General features: G+C 68.1%; 14 protein-coding genes and 1 pseudogene. 9 read left to right on the top strand and 6 right to left on the bottom strand.

From position 1 onward, the window contains the following. Positions 1–18 precede the first annotated feature (18 nt). The 3 genes from BLV94_RS19805 to BLV94_RS19795 all read left to right on the top strand — a co-directional run bounded on the left by BLV94_RS19805 (position 19) and on the right by BLV94_RS19795 (position 3115). On the top strand, positions 19–981 hold the full coding sequence (locus BLV94_RS19805) for an aldose 1-epimerase family protein (RefSeq protein ID WP_072944797.1): 963 nt from the start codon (positions 19–21) through the stop codon (positions 979–981). Between the two features lie 428 nt (positions 982–1409). Continuing rightward, a complete protein-coding gene (locus tag BLV94_RS19800) occupies positions 1410–2705 on the top strand; it encodes a citrate synthase (RefSeq protein WP_072944795.1) in 1296 nt (431 codons plus the stop codon). Between the two features lie 47 nt (positions 2706–2752). Continuing rightward, entirely contained in the window at positions 2753–3115 is a 363-nt protein-coding gene (locus BLV94_RS19795; protein WP_072944793.1) for an FKBP-type peptidyl-prolyl cis-trans isomerase, read from the top strand. Positions 3116–3144: 29 nt separating this feature from the next. Here the strand turns inward: BLV94_RS19795 and BLV94_RS19790 are convergent, their stop codons facing one another. Further along, a complete protein-coding gene (locus BLV94_RS19790; RefSeq protein ID WP_072944791.1) occupies positions 3145–4485 on the bottom strand; it encodes a sensor histidine kinase in 1341 nt (446 codons plus the stop codon). Beyond that, positions 4482–5198 carry a response regulator transcription factor gene (locus tag BLV94_RS19785; protein WP_072944790.1) on the bottom strand — a complete coding sequence of 239 codons (717 nt, stop codon included), beginning with the start codon at positions 5196–5198 and terminating at the stop codon, positions 4482–4484. The genes BLV94_RS19790 and BLV94_RS19785 overlap by 4 nt, the downstream gene beginning before the upstream one ends. Positions 5199–5280: 82 nt before the next feature. Between BLV94_RS19785 and BLV94_RS19780 the strand changes: the two genes are divergently transcribed. Then, positions 5281–6198 (top strand): mechanosensitive ion channel family protein, encoded by a 918-nt coding sequence (locus tag BLV94_RS19780; protein ID WP_072944788.1) that lies wholly within the window; start codon positions 5281–5283, stop codon positions 6196–6198. A gap of 29 nt (positions 6199–6227) precedes the next feature. Next, entirely contained in the window at positions 6228–7568 is a 1341-nt protein-coding gene (locus BLV94_RS19775) for a cryptochrome/photolyase family protein (RefSeq protein WP_072944786.1), read from the top strand. Between the two features lie 21 nt (positions 7569–7589). On the opposite strand, the gene BLV94_RS19770 is transcribed toward BLV94_RS19775, so the two are convergent. Next, the gene (locus BLV94_RS19770) at positions 7590–8798 is read right to left on the bottom strand and encodes an MFS transporter (protein ID WP_072944784.1); all 1209 of its coding nucleotides are present in this window, start codon (positions 8796–8798) and stop codon (positions 7590–7592) included. A gap of 97 nt (positions 8799–8895) precedes the next feature. Between BLV94_RS19770 and BLV94_RS19765 the strand changes: the two genes are divergently transcribed. Continuing rightward, complete coding sequence (locus BLV94_RS19765) at positions 8896–9462, top strand: TetR/AcrR family transcriptional regulator (protein ID WP_072944782.1); 567 nt, start codon at positions 8896–8898, stop codon at positions 9460–9462. Positions 9463–9466: 4 nt separating this feature from the next. Here the strand turns inward: BLV94_RS19765 and BLV94_RS19760 are convergent, their stop codons facing one another. Further along, positions 9467–11401, bottom strand: coding sequence for a propionyl-CoA synthetase (locus tag BLV94_RS19760; protein ID WP_072944780.1), 1935 nt, complete (start codon positions 11399–11401; stop codon positions 9467–9469). 63 nt (positions 11402–11464) lie between these two features. Further along, positions 11465–12502: an alpha/beta hydrolase gene (locus tag BLV94_RS19755; protein WP_072944778.1), complete on the bottom strand. Its 1038-nt coding sequence runs from the start codon at positions 12500–12502 to the stop codon at positions 11465–11467. A gap of 145 nt (positions 12503–12647) precedes the next feature. Here BLV94_RS19755 and BLV94_RS19750 point away from each other — a divergent pair, with 145 nt between their 5' ends. From BLV94_RS19750 to asnB, 3 genes and pseudogenes are all read left to right on the top strand, one after another. Then, entirely contained in the window at positions 12648–13322 is a 675-nt protein-coding gene (locus BLV94_RS19750) for a GOLPH3/VPS74 family protein (protein WP_072944776.1), read from the top strand. 218 nt (positions 13323–13540) lie between these two features. After that, positions 13541–14746: pseudogene (locus BLV94_RS50980) on the top strand (transposase). Between the two features lie 175 nt (positions 14747–14921). Next, positions 14922–16763 carry an asparagine synthase (glutamine-hydrolyzing) gene (gene asnB, locus BLV94_RS19735; protein ID WP_072944774.1) on the top strand — a complete coding sequence of 614 codons (1842 nt, stop codon included), beginning with the start codon at positions 14922–14924 and terminating at the stop codon, positions 16761–16763. Here the strand turns inward: asnB and BLV94_RS19730 are convergent. Then, positions 16760–18253 (bottom strand): acetyl-coenzyme A carboxylase carboxyl transferase subunits beta/alpha, encoded by a 1494-nt coding sequence (locus BLV94_RS19730; RefSeq protein ID WP_072944772.1) that lies wholly within the window; start codon positions 18251–18253, stop codon positions 16760–16762. The genes asnB and BLV94_RS19730 overlap by 4 nt on opposite strands. Positions 18254–18410 lie beyond the last annotated feature (157 nt).

Raw genomic sequence — 18410 nt, 5'->3', positions numbered from 1 at the left:
TCGTGCACACTGAAATGCATGGGTGAATCACAGTCGTCGAAGACGGACAGGCCTGCCGCGGCTGGATTCGAGATCCGGGGCGGCGGCTACCGGGCCGGTATCGCGGCCACCGGTGCCGGACTCCGGCTACTCGAACGGGACGGTCCGGACGGGCCGACGGCGCTCACCGAGACGTGGGACCTCGGCACCCGGCCCCCGCTGTCGGCCGGGCTGATCCTCGCGCCGTGGCCCAACCGGATCCGCGACGGCCGGTTCGCCTTCGACGGCATCGACCATCAGCTCGAGATCACGGAGCCGGGGTTCGCCAACGCGAGCCACGGATTCGTCCGTCGCCGGGACTGGCGTGTCGTCAATCACGCCGACGACCGCATCGAGTTGTCGATCGACGTCGGCCTCCACAAGGGGTGGCCGTACCCGCTGCGGCTCACCGTCGACTACGTCCTGGGCGACGACGGTCTGACCGTGACGCACACCGCCACCAACACGGGGGCCATCCCGGCGCCGTTCGGGATGGGTTTCCACTCTTACGTCCGCGCCGGCGACTTTCCCCTCGACGAGTGCACGCTGCGCCTGTCGGCAGGCACCCGGCTGCCGCTCGACGAGCGGATGCTGCCCAGCGGCGGTTCGCAGGCCGTCGCGGGCACCGACTACGACTTCACCAGCCCTCGGACGCTGGCGGGTGTGGCCCTCGACACCCCGTTCAGCGCACTGGATGTGGACGTGGACGGCAGGTCGCGGCACGAATTGCGCGCACCGGACGGCACCGGAACGGTCCTGTGGGCGGCCCGGGAGTTCGGTTGGCTGCAGGCGTTCGTCGCGGATCCCGACGCGGGCAAGTCGTACCCGGGCCGCGGCCGGGCGCTGGCCCTGGAACCGATGACGTGCCCGCCGGATGCGTTCAACTCCGGAATCGATCAATTGGTGCTCGCTCCGGGACAGCAGTGGACCGGTGTGTGGGGCATGTCGGCGCGGGGGTCGTAGCGGTTCGATTTTCGACCGCCGGGTGCCCACTTGGTGAGACGGTGTAACACCGGTCGCGGTCCGGCCGATACGTCCGGCGGGGGTTCTCCCGTCGCGGCCGACGGTCTTTGTGCCAGCCTCTGTACTTCCCTCACTGCACCGGGTGCCACGGCGTGCGTTCTTCGCCGTCCTCGGCATCGGTGCAGGTAACGAGGCCAGTCCAGTCCCGGGCAACTGGCCCCCACGGATTCCGCTCCCGCGCCGTGCGGGCAAATCGGACACTCGACCAACCCGTTCGCCGACCCTTCCCCGAGGTCGCCACGCATCCCGCGGGGAGGCCGCGTCACGGCCCCTGAGCGGACCCGCCTTCGGCAGGCAGGCCAGAGTGGGGCTAGTTTCTACCTGAATGAAGTTGTTACTCATTGGTTTGAGCTTGAGAGGGATGCTTCGTGCCTGACAATGACACAAAGCCCACGCTTACCTACCCTGGTGGTGAGCACACGATGTCCATTGCCAGGGCAACCGAGGGCAATGACGGTATCGAACTGGGCAAGCTGCTCGCCAGCACCGGGTACACCACCCTGGACCCGGGTTTCGTCAATACCGCCTCCACCAGCTCCGCGATCACCTATATCGACGGTGAGAAGGGGATCCTCCGTTACCGCGGATACCCGATCGAACAGCTGGCCGAGAAGTCGACTTTCATCGAGGTCAGCTACCTGCTGATCTACGGTGAGCTGCCCACTCCGGCGCAGCTGGAGTCGTTCACCGACCGGATCCGGCGCCACACCCTGCTGCACGAGGACCTGAAGAGGTTCTTCGACGGGTTCCCCCGGAACGCGCACCCGATGCCGGTCCTGTCCAGCGCCGTCAACGCGCTGTCCGCGTACTACCAGGACTCCCTGGACCCGGCCGACCCGGAACAGGTAGAACTGTCGACCATCCGCCTTCTCGCGAAGCTGCCGACCATCGCCGCCTACGCGTACAAGAAGTCCGTCGGGCAGCCGTTCCTGTACCCGGACAACTCCCTGAACCTCGTCGAGAACTTCCTCCGGATGACGTTCGGCTTCCCCGCGGAGCCCTACGAGATCGATCCCGAGATCGCCAAGGCACTCGACATGCTGCTGATCCTGCACGCCGACCATGAGCAGAACTGCTCCACGTCGACGGTCCGCCTGGTCGGCTCCTCCGACGCCAACCTGTTCACCTCGATTTCCGGTGGCATCAACGCACTCTGGGGCCCGCTGCACGGCGGCGCCAACCAGGCGGTGCTGGAGATGCTCGACGAGATCAAGGCCAGCGGCAGCAACGCAGGCGACTTCGTCCGCAAGGTCAAGAACAAGGAAGACGGCGTGAAGCTCATGGGCTTCGGGCACCGCGTCTACCGCAACTACGACCCGCGCGCCGCGATCGTCAAGCAGACGGCACACACCATCCTCGACAAGCTCGGCGGCGACGACGAACTGCTCGAGATCGCGATGGCCCTCGAAGAGGCGGCGCTGACCGACGACTACTTCGTCGAGCGCAAGCTGTACCCGAACGTCGACTTCTACACGGGTCTGATCTACCGCGCCATGGGCTTCCCGACGCGCATGTTCACCGTTCTGTTCGCCATGGGCCGCTTGCCCGGGTGGATTGCACACTGGCGCGAGATGCACGAAGATCCCGCTACGAAGATCGGCCGTCCGCGCCAGATCTACACCGGCTACACCGAGCGTGACTACAAGGACGTCACAGGTCGCTGATCGCGAACGCCTGTGCCGAACCATAGAGCCCTCATCGAGGAGGACACATGACCAAGCCCGAGATCGAGTTCCAAGAGGGACCCGCCCCGACCGACCTGGTTGTCAAGGACGTGGTCGTCGGAGAGGGCGCCGAGGCCGTCCCCGGTGGCACCGTCGAGGTGCACTACGTCGGCGTCGAGTTCGAGTCCGGCGAGGAGTTCGACTCCTCCTGGAGCCGCGGCGAGTCCATCCAGTTCCCGCTGCGTGGCCTCATCAAGGGCTGGCAGGACGGCATCCCCGGCATGAAGGTGGGCGGACGTCGTCAGCTCACCATCCCGCCGGAGCTCGCCTACGGTCCCGCCGGCGCCGGACACCAGCTGTCCGGCAAGACGCTGGTGTTCATGATCGACCTGCTGGACGTGAAGGAATAGTCTCCACGGTCCGAAGGCCCCGCATCACCTCACGGTGAGGCGGGGCTTTCCGCTTTCCGGGTCGTGTCGGTGTGCAATTCCACGACGAGCCGTGCGCCGCCGAGCGGGCTGACCTCGAAACGTGCGCTGCCGTTGTGCAATGCGGCCTGCTGGGCGACGAGCGCGAGGCCCAGGCCCGATCCGCTCTTCGTCGCGTTGGAACCGCGGTGGAACCGTTCGAACACGGCGGTCCGCTCGGCCTCGGGCACCCCGGAACCGTTGTCGTCGACGACGACGGTGGTGATGCCGTCGGCCGCTCTCAGTGTGATCGTCACCGCGGTGGCGCCGCCGTGCCGGACCGCGTTCTTGATGGCGTTGTCCAGGGTGAGGCGCAGTCCGCCGGGCATGCCGCGGACCGTCACCGGGGCCGCGTCGACGGTCACCTGCAGGCCGGGGTTGTGACGCATCGCCTCCTCCGCGGCGAGGTCGCTGATGTCGACGAGGTCGCAGTCCACGAAGTCCTTGTCGGTGGACAGTTCGCCGCGGGCGAGGCGCTCGAGGTCGGACAGCGTCGACTCCACCCGCCCCTGCGCCCGGGCGAGGTCGTGAAGGATCTCGTCCCTCTGCGGCTGAGTCAGGTCGTGGGTGGTGAGGACCTCGAGGTCGGTGCGCATCGCGGTGAGCGGCGTGCGCAGTTCGTGCGCCGACACGGCGGCGAAATCGCGGGCGGTGGCGAGGGCGGCGGTGGTCGCGGCCTGCGCCTCGGCGACGTCGCGCAGCATCGACTCGGCGGCGGACGCCAGTTCGTCGGCCTCCCGCACCCCCGAGGACGTGGGTGTCAGTTTCGGTTCGCGGCGCACGATGCGGCCGGTCAGGTCGACCAGGGGTCGCACCGCACGACCCCCGAACAGCCACCCGAGGCCGCTGGCGGCGGCGACGGCGAGGACCCCCACCAGGGCCACCTGCCGTTGCTGCTCGGACGTCACGTCCTGCGCTTCGGCGTACGGCACGGCCAGGGAGATCCGGGTGCCGAGGAGCGGCACGGTGGCGGTGTACGCCCGGTACTGCGTGTCACCGACCTCGACGGTCTGTGTGCCCGGATCGAGTTCGGGCAGCTGGGTGGGGGTGCTGACCAGCACGGTGTTGCCGTCGGCCGAACGGATCGTGATCGCGAACGCGCCCTTGTCGCCGAGCGCCCCGAGGAACAGCCCGGCGGTGGCGGCGTTGGGCACGAGGACATCCGACGCCGTCTCTAGCCGCCGGTCGAGCTGCGAGAGGTTGTTCCGGTTGATCGCCAGCGACACCAGGATGCCGAGCGCGACGACGATGATCGTCGCCCCGAGCGCCGTCGCGGCGGCCACACGGGTCCGGAGGGAGAACGACCGTTTCACGACGGTTCCCGCAGCACGAACCCCACTCCGCGGACCGTGTGCAGGAGGCGCGGCTGACCACCGACCTCGAACTTGCGCCGCAGGTAGCCGACGAAGACGTCGACCACGTTGGTGTCGGCGACGAAGTCGTACCCCCACACCAGTTCGAGGAGCCGCTCGCGGCTCAGCACGATGCCGACGTTGCGGGCGAGAACCTCGAGCAGTTCGAATTCCCGCTTGGTCAGTGTCACCTCCTCGCCCGCCATGAAGACCCGGCGTGCGGACATGCGGATCTCGAGCGCACCGATCCGAATCGGCGGGGTCGCGGGCGAGTCGGCGGGCGCGGCGGTGGTCGTTCCGTGCCGGCGCAGCATCGCCCGGATCCGCGCGATCAGTTCGGCGAGGACGAACGGCTTGACCAGGTAGTCGTCGGCGCCCGACTCCAGACCGGAGATGCGGTCGTCGACGGTGTCGCGGGCGCTGAGCACACAGATCGGGATGTCGTTGCTCATGGCGCGCAGCGCGGTCACCACGCCGGTGCCGTCGATGACCGGCATGTTCATGTCGAGGACCATCGCGTCCGGGCGCTGCTCGCTGACCACCCGCAGTGCGTCGGCGCCGTCGACGGCGGTGAGGACGGTGAATCCGGACAGGCGCAGGCCGCGTTCGAGCGAAGTCCGCACGTCCTCGTCGTCGTCGACCACGAGGACACTGGCTGAGTCGGTGACGGTCACCCCTGCATTGTGCCGTGGGCGCGACCACAGAGCGTGCGGATGGCAGTTGTGAGAGCGTGTCTCGTCCGTACACTCGTTGAGGATGTTTCCTTCGCTGCAGGCATTCGAACTGACCGAAACCAACCGTGACTGGCTGATTCACCGGCCGGCCGAGATCGCGACCTACGTCGTCCTGGCGCTCGTACTGCGATTCGCGTTGCACCGGATGATCGACCGGATGACGCGTCCCCGGGAGCCCTCGGACAAGCCGGCCATGCTCCGGCCTCTGCGGGAACGCGCCCCGCGCGGTGTCAAGGAAGCCATGGTCAACGAGCGTCGCGCGCAACGCGCCCGGACGATCGGGTCGGTGCTCAAGTCGACGGTGTCGATCGTGGTCCTCATCTGGGTGGTGCTCCAGGTGCTCGCCGTCCTCGGCGTCAACGTCGCGCCGTTCATCGCGTCCGCCGGTGTGATCGGTGTCGCACTCGGTTTCGGTGCGCAGAATCTGGTCCGGGACTTCCTGTCGGGCATCTTCATGCTGCTCGAGGATCAGTACGGGGTCGGCGACGTCGTCGACCTCGGTGAGGCCGTGGGAACGGTCGAGACGGTGGGTCTGCGGGTCACCACGATCCGCGACGTCAACGGCACCCTCTGGTACTGCCGCAACGGTGAGATCGTCCGCGTCGGCAACATGAGCCAGGGGTACGCGGTCGCGGTGGTCGATCTGCCGATCGCGCACGCCGCCAACGTGCAACGGGCGTGCGAGGTGGCGCTGGAGGCCGTCACCGAGGCGGCCAAGGGCGACGCGATCGCGGCGGACGTGCTCGAACCCCCGGAACTGCTGGGCGTGAACTCGGTGACCGCGGAATCGGTCACGCTGCGGATCACCGCGCGAACCAAGCCCGGCAGGCAGTGGGCGGTGCAGCGGACGTTCGCCCGCGCGGCGTTGTCGGCGTTCACGCACTACGACATCGACGCCCCGTACCTGTCGGTGCTGTCTTCGGCTCGCTCCACCAACTGAGCGGCCCGCATTTCGTTACCGTGGCAGACATGGACACCGCACTCGTCTGGTTCCGCCGCGACCTCCGGCTCGGTGACCTGCCGACGCTCCACACGGTCGCCGAGTCGGGGGCGGGTGCGCTCGGCCTGTTCGTTCTCGACGACCGGTTGCTGACCACGTCGGGCGGCGCCCGCCGGGACTTCCTGTTCCGCAGCCTCGCCGCACTGGACGACCGGCTCGACGGCCGGCTGCTGGTGGTGAAAGGCGATCCCGTCGACGTGGTTCCGCGGGTGGCGAAGAAGGTCGCGGCCGGAGAAGTGCATGTCAGCGCCGACTACGGACCCTACGGTCGCGAGCGGGATGCCGCCGTCGCCGAGCACGTCGATCTGGTGGCCACCGGTTCGCCGTACGCCGTGGCGCCCGGCCGGGTGACCAAGGCGGACGGGGAACCGTACCGCGTGTTCACCCCGTACTTCCGGCAGTGGCTCGAGCACGGGTGGCGCGCGCCGATCGACACCGGGCCCGCGACGGTGGAGTGGATGGACCCGGACGACGTGAAGACGCGGCGGGTGACGATCCCCGAACCCGAATCCGACGGGTACACCGCCGGTGAGGCGGCGGCTCTGGAACGGTGGGCGGAGTTCTGCGAGGACGACCTCGCCGGGTACGAGGACGCGCGGGATCGTCCGGGGCTCGACGCGACCAGCCGGATGTCGGTGTACCTGAAGTACGGCAACATTCATCCGCGGACGATGCTCCGCGACCTCGCCCGCCGCCGCAGCAAGAGTGCCGAGCAGTACCGGCGGCAGCTCGCGTGGCGGGACTTCTACGCCGACATCCTCTTCCAGCGCCCCGACAGCGCACGGGGAAACTACGACCGCCGCTTCGACCACATCCGCTACGACAGCGGGCCCGACGCCGAGGAGGCGTACACGGCGTGGTGCGAGGGCCGGACGGGATTCCCGATCGTCGATGCCGGGATGCGTCAGCTGAAAGCCGAAGGCTGGATGCACAACCGGGTGCGGATGATCGTCGCGTCGTTCTTCGTCAAGGATCTGCACCTGCCGTGGTGGCGGGGCGCCCGCTTCTTCATGAACCAGCTCGTCGACGGCGATCTGGCGAACAACCAGCACGGCTGGCAGTGGACGGCGGGGTCGGGGACGGACGCGTCGCCGTACTTCCGGGTGTTCAACCCGACGACCCAGGGGGAGAAGTTCGACCCCGACGGCGAATACGTGCGGCGGTGGGTGCCCGAACTGCGCGGGATCTCCGGGAAGGCCGTCCACGCCCTGAAAGACGGCCGCCCCGAGGACTATCCGCCGCCGATCGTCGACCACGCCCACGAACGGCAGGAGGCCCTGGCCCGGTACGGCGAGATCAAGACCCCGTGAGTACTTGTTAACCGCGGGCGGTTAAGAAGTACTCACGGGCGCTTTGCGCAGGAGGGCCGCCGCGGCGAGGACGATGACGAGTCCGCCGTAGATGCGGGTGGTGTCGACGAGTCCGACCTGCCCGACGAGGTATCCGGCGACCAGCGCCGGAAGGCTGTTGGCGAGGTAGGCGATCACGTAGATGCTCGACAGCAGCCCTGCCCGCTCGTGCGGTTCGGCGAGCGGCATGACGGTGCGGATGGTGCCCTGGAAGCCCGCGCCGAACCCGATGCCCGCCACCGCGGTTCCCGCGAGAATCAAGGGTGCCGAGGATGTTTCGGCGCCGACCAGGGTGACGGCGACGCCGGCGACGAGGGCCGACGCTCCGACTGCGAGGATGCGCCGTGCCGCGACGTTGCGCAGCAGGAACACCGCGAGTGCGCCGGTCCCGGTGAGCGTCGCGACCATGACTGCGCCGATCAGCGACGTGTGCACGTCGAGCGCGTTGCGGGCGAGTGACGGTCCGAGCGACAGGTAGAAGCCGCCGAGTGCCCACACGGCGATCAGGCAGGGGCCCGTGGCGACGAGCATTCTCCGTGCGGTGGCCGGGACCGCGAGCGCCGGCCGCATCGACGCCAGCGCACCCTTCTGCCGGACCGCCGTCTCGGGTGCGGCCCAGATGCCGAGGATCTCGGCGACGAACAGCGCGAGGAGCACCAGGAACACGGTGCTGGTTGGCCGGGGAAGGTGCTCGCTGATGAGGCTCGATCCGATGGCGCCCAGCGCGAGACCGGCGGTGGGCGCGATGCTGTTGACGGTGGCGCCGCGTCCCGGTGTGCGTTCGAGGTCGAGGAGGGTGGAGCCGAGGGCGCTGATCGCGGCGCCGGTCGCGAATCCCTGCACCACCCGGGCGAGCAGCAGCAGTCCGATGCCTTCGGCGGTCGCGAACATGATCATCGAGACGGCCTCGAACGCGAGCGCCGTGATCAGCACGGGGCGCCGGCCGACGTAGTCCGACAGGGACCCCACGGTGAGCAGTGCGAGCAGCAGGCTCAGGGCGTAGATGCCGAAGACGAGCGTCGACTGCAGCGAGGAGAAGCCCCAGTTCGACTGGTACAGCTCGTACAGCGGTGTCGGGGCGGCGGACGCGCCGAGCAGGGTGGCGATCACGACCGCGACGAGCGTGAATGCGGCGCGGCGGCGCAGCGCGGGCCGAGAGGTCGGTGGTGCTTCGGGTGCAAGGGTCGGCATGGGCTACTCCCGGAGAACGTTAAAGCAAAAGGTTTGCGTTAACGAACGCTACGCCGCAGCCATTCTTAATGCAACATCTTTGCGTTAGCATGGGGTCATGAGTCCGGCTCCAGGTCCACGCCCCGGCGGGCGCAGCGCCCGCATCCAGCAGGCGGTGCACGCGTCCACCCGCAAGCTCCTCGACGAGCGCGACCGAGCAGACATCACGGTCCCGATGATCGCCGCCGACGCCGGGATCACTCCGTCGACCATCTACCGGCGTTGGGGTGACATCACCGAGGTGTTCGCGGACGTCGCGATCGAGCGACTGCGTCCCGATACACCTCCGCGCGAAACCGGCAGTGTGCGAGGCGACCTCGTCGCCTGGGCGCAGGAGTACCTCGAGGAGATGTCCTCGCCGGTGGGGCGGGCGGCGCTGCGCGACGTCGTGATGAGCGGCGAGACCAATCCGCTCCAGTGCGCGACGTTCTGCCGCACCCAGATCGAGACGATCGTCGGACGCGGGGAGCCGGTCGCCTCGGGTGTTCAGGGCGCGGTCGAGCACGTGATCGACCACGTGGTGGCGCCGATCATCTACCGCATCCTGTTCGACCTCGACCCACTAGAGCCGGACCGCGTCGAGGTGCTGGTGGATCAGGCACTCGACGCGGCCGTCCGGGTCTGAGCGGTCAGCCGCCCAACTGCTTCTTCAGCGCGTCGAGTACGGCGACGTCCTCGATGGTGGAGGGCACCGTGTACTCCTCGTGGTCGGCGATCTGCCGCATCGTCTTGCGCAGGATCTTGCCGGAGCGGGTCTTGGGCAGCGCCTGCACGACCGTCACGTCGCGGAACGTGGCGACGGCCCCGATCTGTTCACGCACCATTGCGACCAGTTCGGTGCGGAGTGTCTCGGGGTCGATGTCGACGCCGGCCTTGAGCACCACGTAGCCGCTGGGCCGCTGGCCCTTGAGTTCGTCGCGGATCCCGACCACCGCGCACTCGGCCACCGCGGAGTGTCCCGCGACCACGGCCTCCATGCTTCCGGTCGAAAGGCGATGTCCGGCAACGTTGATGACGTCGTCGCTGCGCCCGAGGACGAACACGTACCCGTCCTCGTCGATGTACCCGGAGTCGCCGGTGAGGTAGTAGCCCTCGAACGTGGCGAGATACGACTTCACGTACCGCTCCGGGTCCCGCCACAACCCGGCCAGGGTCCCCGGAGGCAGGGGCAGGCCGATCACGATGTTGCCCTCGGCCCCCGCCGGAACCACGTTCCCCTCGCCGTCGACGACCTGCACCCGGTACCCGGGAACCGGGACGGTGGGGGATCCGGCCTTCAGCGGCATCGGTTCGAGCCCGCGCAGGTTGGAACAGATCGCCCAGCCCGTCTCGGTCTGCCACCAGTGGTCGACGACGGGACGGCCCAGGACGCGGGTCGCCCACGCGTACGTGTCGGGGTCGAGGCGCTCGCCCGCCGCGAACAGCGTCTTCAGTGAGGAGATGTCGTACTTCTCGATCTCCTTCGCGTCCGGATCGGCCTTGCGCACCGCGCGGATCGCGGTCGGTGCCGTGAACAGGGCCGACACCCCGTGATCGGAGATCACCCGCCAGAACGCCCCCGCGTCCGGGGTCCCGACCGGCTTGCCCTCGTAGAGCACGGACGTGGCACCGGCGAGGAGCGGCCCGTAGACGATGTACGAGTGGCCGACCACCCAGCCGACGTCGGACGCGGTCCACCACACGTCACCCGGGCCGATGTCGTAGATGTTGCGCATCGACCACGTCAGCGCGACCGCGTGCCCGCCGTTGTCGCGGATCACGCCCTTCGGCTTCCCGGTGGTGCCGGACGTGTACAGGATGTACAGCGGGTCGGTCGCGGCCACCGGAACCGGCTCCGCGGGTGCGGCATCCACCACCAGTGCGTCCCATTCGAACCACGCCGCGTCGCCGCCCTGGTAGTCGGCGGCCGAACCGGGGACCTGCTCGCGGTCCTTGACGATCACCGTGTGCGGAGGGGTGGCGGACAACTCCAGCGCCTTCGCCACCATCGGGAGGTATTCGACGGTGCGCCCCGGTTCGAGGCCGCCCGACGCCGTCACCAGGACCACCGGTCCGGCGTCGTCGATGCGGGTCGCGAGTTCCTTCGCGGCGAAACCCCCGAACACCACCGAGTGCACGGCGCCGATGCGGGCGCAGGCCAGCATCGCGATCGCCGCTTCGGGGATCATCGGCATGTAGACGATCACCCGGTCCCCGGCCACCACGCCCTGGTCCTTCAGGACGCCGGCAAACCGGGACACCTCGTCGAGAAGTTCTGCGTAGGTATAGGTGCGGGACGCGTCGGGGACCATCGCCGAGTCGTAGATCAACGCAGCCCGGTCCCCGTTGCCGTCGCGCACATGCCGGTCCAGGGCGTTGAAGCAGGTGTTCAGCGACGCGTCCGGGAACCACCGGTACATCGGGGCGGCGGAGTCGTCGAGCGCCCGCGTCGGCGGCTGCTCCCACTCCACGGCACCGGCGGCGGCCAGCCAGAACTCCTCGGGACTGTCGGCGCTCCGGCGGTAGACCTCGGCGTAGCTCTGGCCATGGTTGTCGCTCGAAGGCGCAGTTCCCGGCGAACTCATCGATGCACGTCCTCTCGTCGTCCTGTGACCCGAAACACCCTATGCGACGTCGGGTGCGCCCGGTCAGACGCCGAGGGAACCGGCGATCATCGGCCAGGAGTTGTGCAGGTCGTCCTGCCAGTAGCCCCACGAGTGGGTGCCGGTGGGCCGGAAGTCGTACGTGGCCGGGATTCCCAGCGCGTTCAGCCTGTCGGCCAGCTGATGGGTGCACTCGTTGGTACCCGCCTCGATGATGCCGCCGATGATCACCTGATTGGCCAGCACACCCACATCTCCGTTGATGTCCGGGCCGTTGAGGTTCTCGTGGATGCCGGGCAGCCCGGTGGCATTGCTGATGTACAGGTCGATGCCGCGCAGCTTCTCGGCGTTGACGACGGGGTCGTTGGCCACCCAGGCGGGGTCGTCGGGCGGTCCCCACATGTTCTCGACATCTCCGCCGCGGAAGCTGACGACGAAGGTGACGTAGTCCCGGCCCGGTTTGGTGCTCGTCTGGGCGCACCCGCTGAACGCGCCGACGGCGCGATACAGCGAGGGGGCGGCCTCGGCCAGGCTCAGGACGGATGTGCCCGACATCGACAGACCCGCGATCGCATTCTCGCCGTTCGCTCCGAGTGCGGCGTCGACGATCGGGGGAAGTTCCTCGGTGAGAAAAGTGGTCCACTTGTTCACGCCGAGGACGGGATCGGGCTTCTCCCAGTCGGTGTAGTAGCTGTACGCCCCGCCGACGGGAGTGACGACGTTGACGTTCTTGTCGGCGAAGAAGCTGACCACGTCCGTCCGCGCCTGCCACGTCGCCGAATCCTCGCCGCCACCGGCACCGTTGAGCAGGTACAGGGTCGGCCGGGGAACGCTCGTGTCGGCGGGGCGGATGACCTCGAGGAGGATCACCTTCTCCATCGCCGCCGAGTAGACGAACATGTTCAGCTGGCGGTCGTTGATCTCCTCGATGTGGTCGAGGGCCGAACCGTCCGCCGAAGCCGGCTTGTCGGCAGGAAGGGCCCGCCACACGTCCGCAGACGCCGTCGCCATCTGACCGAACATGGCAGACGAGGCAATGACGGCGACCGCCAGGAGTGCCCGACAGTGTCCGATCGCGCTCATAGCCGCTCCTCGTGCTTGACTGCGGTGCCCGACAACCGTCCGCTGATACCCGGAAACATTCCCCCTTCACGGTAACCGGCAAACATTCCCCGGGGCGGCTGAACGGACACCGGACTTCACGTCGCCGTCCCCCTATCGTGGAAGCATGACGCTGCTCGCCGAAGACCTGCTGTTGCTGCTGCTCGACGACGCTTCGGGCAAGCCCGTCGTCGACGCGACGAGGTTGCCGCGCGTCCTCGCAGGCGCCGTTCTCCTGGAACTGGCCCTCGGCGACGTCGTCACGCCCGCCGAACCCGGTGAGGACGTGAAGAAGGGCCGCCTCGTCGTCCGGGACGGCGCGTGGCCGCAGGATCCGCTGCTCGCGCGGGCAGTCGATCTCATCGGTAGGTCGAAGCCGCTGAAACCGGAAGCAGCGATCGAGAAGCTCACCAAGAATCTGCGCGAAGAACTCGCCGGGCGCATCGTCGCCGCGGGATGGGTCCGCGAGGAGAAGAGCAAGGTGCTCGGCATCTTTTCCGCCACGCGGTGGCCCGAGGTCGACGGCAGCCACGAACGTGCGGTGCGGAACGAACTGAGCGCCGCGCTCCTCGACGGGGTCACGCCCACTCCGCGCACCGCCGCACTGGTCTCGCTCCTCTCCGCCGTCGACGCCGCCCCGAAGCTGTTCCCGGACGCCGACCGTCGCGCTGTGAAGAAGCGGGCGAAGGACATCGCCGAAGGCGACTGGGCAGGCAGGGCCGTGCGCGCATCCGTCGACGCCCTCAATGCCGCCATCATCGTCGCCGCCACCGTCCCCGTCATCGTGGCAGGGAGTGGCTAGGGGCGGGTTCCGTCGGGGTATTCTGGAGCGCAAGGGTTTTCGCTAGTGTAGAACACATGTGGCGCTCCTGAGGTTTGTGTGGGCGTCATTTCTGCTGTTCAGGGTGGGTTGTTGGACGCAGTGGTCGGCGAGTTGCCGGTGAAATGAGGGACGCGCACGTGTTGGGTCTCTAGATTTCGGGGTTCCTACACCAACCTCAACCCGGAGGACCGCTGCACGTGCGCGTCAGTACTGCATTTAACTGTCTGCTTCAAATCCCCGGTGCATCGGTGTCGGATGTGTCGATCACCGACGACTCCGTCGAGGTCACCGTCAGGCTCGCAGCACGCCGTGTGAAGTGCCCATGCGGCTACACGAGCGCCGCTGCCTACGACCACGCGCCGCGCGCTGGCGCCATCTCGACTTCGGCCGCCACAAGGTGTGGTTGAAGTATCCGATCCGACGGATCGAGTGCCCGACCTGCGGCGTCCGGACCGAGGACATTTCCGTGGGCGCGCCCGACAGCACGGCATACACGCGACTTCGAGGACATGGTGCTGTGGTTGGTCACCCGCACCGATCGGACCTCGGTGTCGACCTTGATGCGCTGTGCATGGCGGACGGTCACCTCCATCGTCACGCGGGCAGTCGATGCGTTGATCGACTCGCGCAGGCTCGAGAATTTGTATCGAATCGGAGTCGACGAAATCTGCTACCGGCATCCGCACAAGTACCTCACCATCGTCGGCGATCACGACACCGGCAAGGTCGTCTACATCACCGAGGGCCGAGGCCGAGACTCGTTTTCGGAGTTCTTCGAGCAACAGTCGGCGAAGGAGCGCGACAAGGTGCAGGTGGTGTCGATGGACGGCTCTCCCGCCTTCCGTGCCGCCGCAGAGGATCATGTCCCGCGGGCTCGTCAGTGTATGGACCCCTTTCATGTCGTCGACGCGGCGCACGCACGCGACATCGCCGCCGACGCGGACGTCGAACCGGTGCGGGTTCCGAACTCTGAAACCCCGACCACGTACCGTCCCGGCACCGTGCTCGACACCTGGATGCGGGTGCTGGCCGGCGGATGCGAATGGCTGCACTGCGATGTGGCCGCCTGGAACACGGACCTCGATCATCATCGGCCGTTCGACCATTCCGATCCCGCCGCCGGAGGTCCGACGGCGGCGGGGAACCTCACCGCCTACTGTCGAAATCATCACCGGCTCAAACATTCCGGTCACTGGCAGGTGAACGCCGACGGCGGGATCGAGTTGGTCGCGCCCACCGGTCACCGATACCGTCCGAGGTCCGCCGGAATCCTGGGCGCACGCGGGCGTGATCGCATCGTTGACCCCGCCACCCGCCGTCGCACCCGTGCGCAGAACGATGCCGCACGGATCCGGGCCGAGCGCCGCCGACGGCACGCGACCGACGAGCCCGCACCGTTCTGACCGGCGGTGATTGCGGGCTCACCGCCTGTGCGCCGAAAAGGGTTACCGTGGACTATAGGTGGTTAGCAAGAGTAAAGAACTGTCAATGCGATTGCTACGGTTCGGACTCGGTTCGCCACCTCGCAACTGACCATGCGCGCCGAAGGAAGAGCGCCAGCGACAGCCGGAGGAACAAATGTGCGGAATCACCGGATGGATCTCGTTCGACCGTGATCTACGCGTCGAACAGTCCACCGTGGATGCCATGGCCGAGACGATGAACTGCCGGGGGCCGGACGATCGCGGTACGTGGGTCGCCGAACATGCGGCGCTCGGGCATCGACGGCTCGCGATCATCGACCTGCCGGGCGGTCATCAGCCGATGAGTGTGGACACCCCCGGCGGGACCGTGGCGATGGTCTATTCCGGGGAGGTGTACAACTTCGGTGAACTGCGCGAGGAACTGTACGGGCGCGGTCACCGGTTCGCCACGAACTCCGACACCGAGGTGGTGCTCCACGGATATCTGGAGTGGGGAGAGGCCGTCGCGGAGCGGCTCAACGGCATGTACGCGTTCGCCGTGTGGGATTCGCGGACCGATACCCTGGTGATGATCCGCGACCGCATGGGTATCAAGCCGTTCTACTACTACGAGACCCCCGACGGTGTGCTGTTCGGTTCGGAACCCAAAGCGATCCTTGCCAATCCGATCGCCGAGCCGACCGTCACGATGGACGGGATCCGGGAGCTGTTCGCGTTCGTGAAGACGCCGGGCCACGCCGTGTGGGAGGGCATGCGTGAGGTGGAGCCCGGCACGGTGGTCACCGTCTCGCATGCGGGACTGCGGACGCACCGGTACTGGACCCTGCAGACCCGCCCACACACCGACGACCGGGACACGTCCGTCGCGCACGTCCGCGAACTGCTCGACGACATCGTGCGCAGGCAACTGGTCGCGGACGTGCCGCGCTGCACGCTGCTGTCCGGTGGGCTCGACTCCTCGGCGATGACGGGCATCGCCGCCGGGCAACTCGCCGAGGTGGGGGAGACGGTCCGCACGTTCGCCGTCGACTTCGTCGGGCAGACCGAACATTTCGTCGCAGACGAACTGCGGGGCACCCCGGACACTCCGTACGTGCACGACGTGGCCAGCAGGTCCGGGACCACGCACCAGGACATCGTCCTCGACTCCGACGACCTCGCGGATCCCGCGGTGCGCGCGAAGGTCATCCGGGCACGCGACATTCCCATGGGCCTCGGCGACATGGACGCGTCGCTGTATCTGCTGTTCAAGGCGATCCGTCAGCACTCCACCGTGGCGTTGTCCGGTGAGTCGGCCGACGAGGTGTTCGGCGGCTACAAGCAGTTCTTCGCCCCGAAGGCGCAACAGGCGAACACCTTCCCGTGGCTCGTGCAGTTCGCCGAGCACTTCGGCGACGAGAGCAACATCTTCACCCCGGACGTGACGGCGGGGCTGCGCATCGACGACTACGTGCAGGACTCGTACGACGCGGCGATATCCGGGATCGACCGGCTGGACGGCGAATCCGACTTCGAATGGCGGATGCGCAAGATCTGCTACCTGCATCTGACACGGTTCGTCCGGGTCCTCCTCGACCGCAAGGACCGCGCGAGCATGGCCGTCGGACTCGAGGTGCGGGTGCCGTTCTGCGATCACCGGCTCGTCGAGTACGTGTACAACACGCCGTGGTCGATGAAGACGTTCGACGGCAAGGAGAAGTCGTTGCTGCGGGCCGCGACCAGGGATGTGCTGCCGCAGTCGGTGATCGACCGGGTGAAGTCGCCGTACCCGTCCACCCAGGACCCGAAGTACGCGGTGGCGTTGCAGCAGCACGGCAAAGATCTGCTCGGCGACCCCTCGCACTCGGTGTTCGGTCTGGTCAGTGCGGACTGGCTGTCGCGGGCGGTGTCCGTCGACACCCCGCAGATCACTCAGGTGTCGCGTCGCGGACTCGAGCGCACCCTCGACCTCGCACTGTGGATGGACATGTACAACCCGACGATCAAACTGTCTTAGCCGAGGCCGAGGTTCCGGTAGCGGGCGAGCCGGGCCGCGAAGCGCTCGCTCTCCGGAACCCCGGTCAGGGCGCGGAGCTCCCGGGAGATGGCCTCGCCGACCCGCTTGGAGAAGTCGACGGCCTCGTCGGCGGCGTCCGGATGCTCGGGAATGATGGCGTCGATGACGCCGTCCCGCAGCAGGTCGAGGGAACGGATGCCCTGGGCGGCGGCCATCTCGGGTGCGTGGGTGGTGTCGCGGTGCACGATGGCGCTGGCACCTTCGGGAGGCAGCGGGGCCAGCCACCCGTTCTGCGCCGCGAGCACACGGTCGGCCGGGAGGAAGGCCAGCGCCCCGCCGCCCGTGCCCTGACCGAGCAGAACGGACACGGTCGGAGTCTTCAACGTCACGAGGTCGGAGATGCAGCGCGCGATCTCGGGAGCCAATCCACGCTCCTCCGCCTCCTGCGACAACGCCGCACCGAGGGTGTCGATCACCAGGACGAGGGGGATCTGCAACTCCTCGGCCAACCGCATGCCGCGGCGTGCCTCGCGGAGGGCGGCGGGCCCCATCGTGTTCAGCGCCGACTGGCCGGCGCGGTCCTGGCCCAGCAACACGCACGGCGCGCCGCGGAAACGGGCCAGCGACAACAGCACCGTCCCCTCGGTCTCGCCCTGACCGGTGCCGCTGAGGGGAACCTGCTCGGTGGCCGCGTGCCGCAGCAGGTGGCGGATGCCGGGCCGGTCGGAGCGCCGCGACAACATCACCGACTGCCACGCGGGCACGTCGGGGATGTCGACGGCCGGCACCGGTTCGGTGGCGGCGGCCGGCGTCGGCGCATCGATCAGCACCCGCAACGCCCGGTGCACGAGCCGGCGCAGGCGGGTCGCGGGGACGACGCCGTCGATGACGCCGTTGCGGTACAGGTTCTCGGACGTCTGCACGCCTTCGGGGAACTTCTCGCCGTACAGCGCCTCGTAGACGCGGGGTCCGAGGAACCCGACGAGCGCACCGGGTTCGGCCACCGTGATGTGCCCGAGCGAACCCCAGGACGCGAACACGCCGCCGGTGGTCGGGTTCCGCAGATACACCAGATAGGGGAGGTGGGCGGCCTTGTGGGTGGCGACGGCCGCCGCGATCTTCACCATCTGCACGAAGGCGACGGTGCCCTCCTGCATGCGGGTGCCGCCCGACGTCGGGGAGGCGAGCAGGGGGAGGCCCTCGCGGGTGGCGCGTTCGATGGCGGAGACGATCCGCTCGGCGGCGGCCACGCCGATCGAACCGGCCAGGAACGCGAACTCGCAGGCGATGACGGCGACCGGGCGACCGCGGACGGTGCCGACGCCGGTGATCACCGATTCGTCGACGCCCGACTTCTCGGCGGCCTTCTGCAGGTCTGCCTGGTACTTCTCGTTCGGCCGCGCGTCGACGGGCGTGGTGTCCCAGGAGACGAAGCTGCCTGCGTCCAGTACCAACTCGAGCACGTCGTGGGCGGAGATCTTGGCGGCCATGGACCTGAGAGTAACGGTCGGGCCGGGGCGGTAGATGTCTGCTACGACGGGTGACGGTCGCAAGCGCGGGTGGAACAAGGCAAAAAACGCCGGTACGGCTGTCGCGGTGTCTAGAGTCAGGTGAGTTGACGCAGGCCGGGTACAAGAACGACGACAC

Source organism: Rhodococcus koreensis, from assembly GCF_900105905.1.
Taxonomy (GTDB): Bacteria; Actinomycetota; Actinomycetes; order Mycobacteriales; family Mycobacteriaceae; genus Rhodococcus_F; species Rhodococcus_F koreensis.
This window is presented reverse-complemented; position numbering and strand designations above follow the sequence as displayed.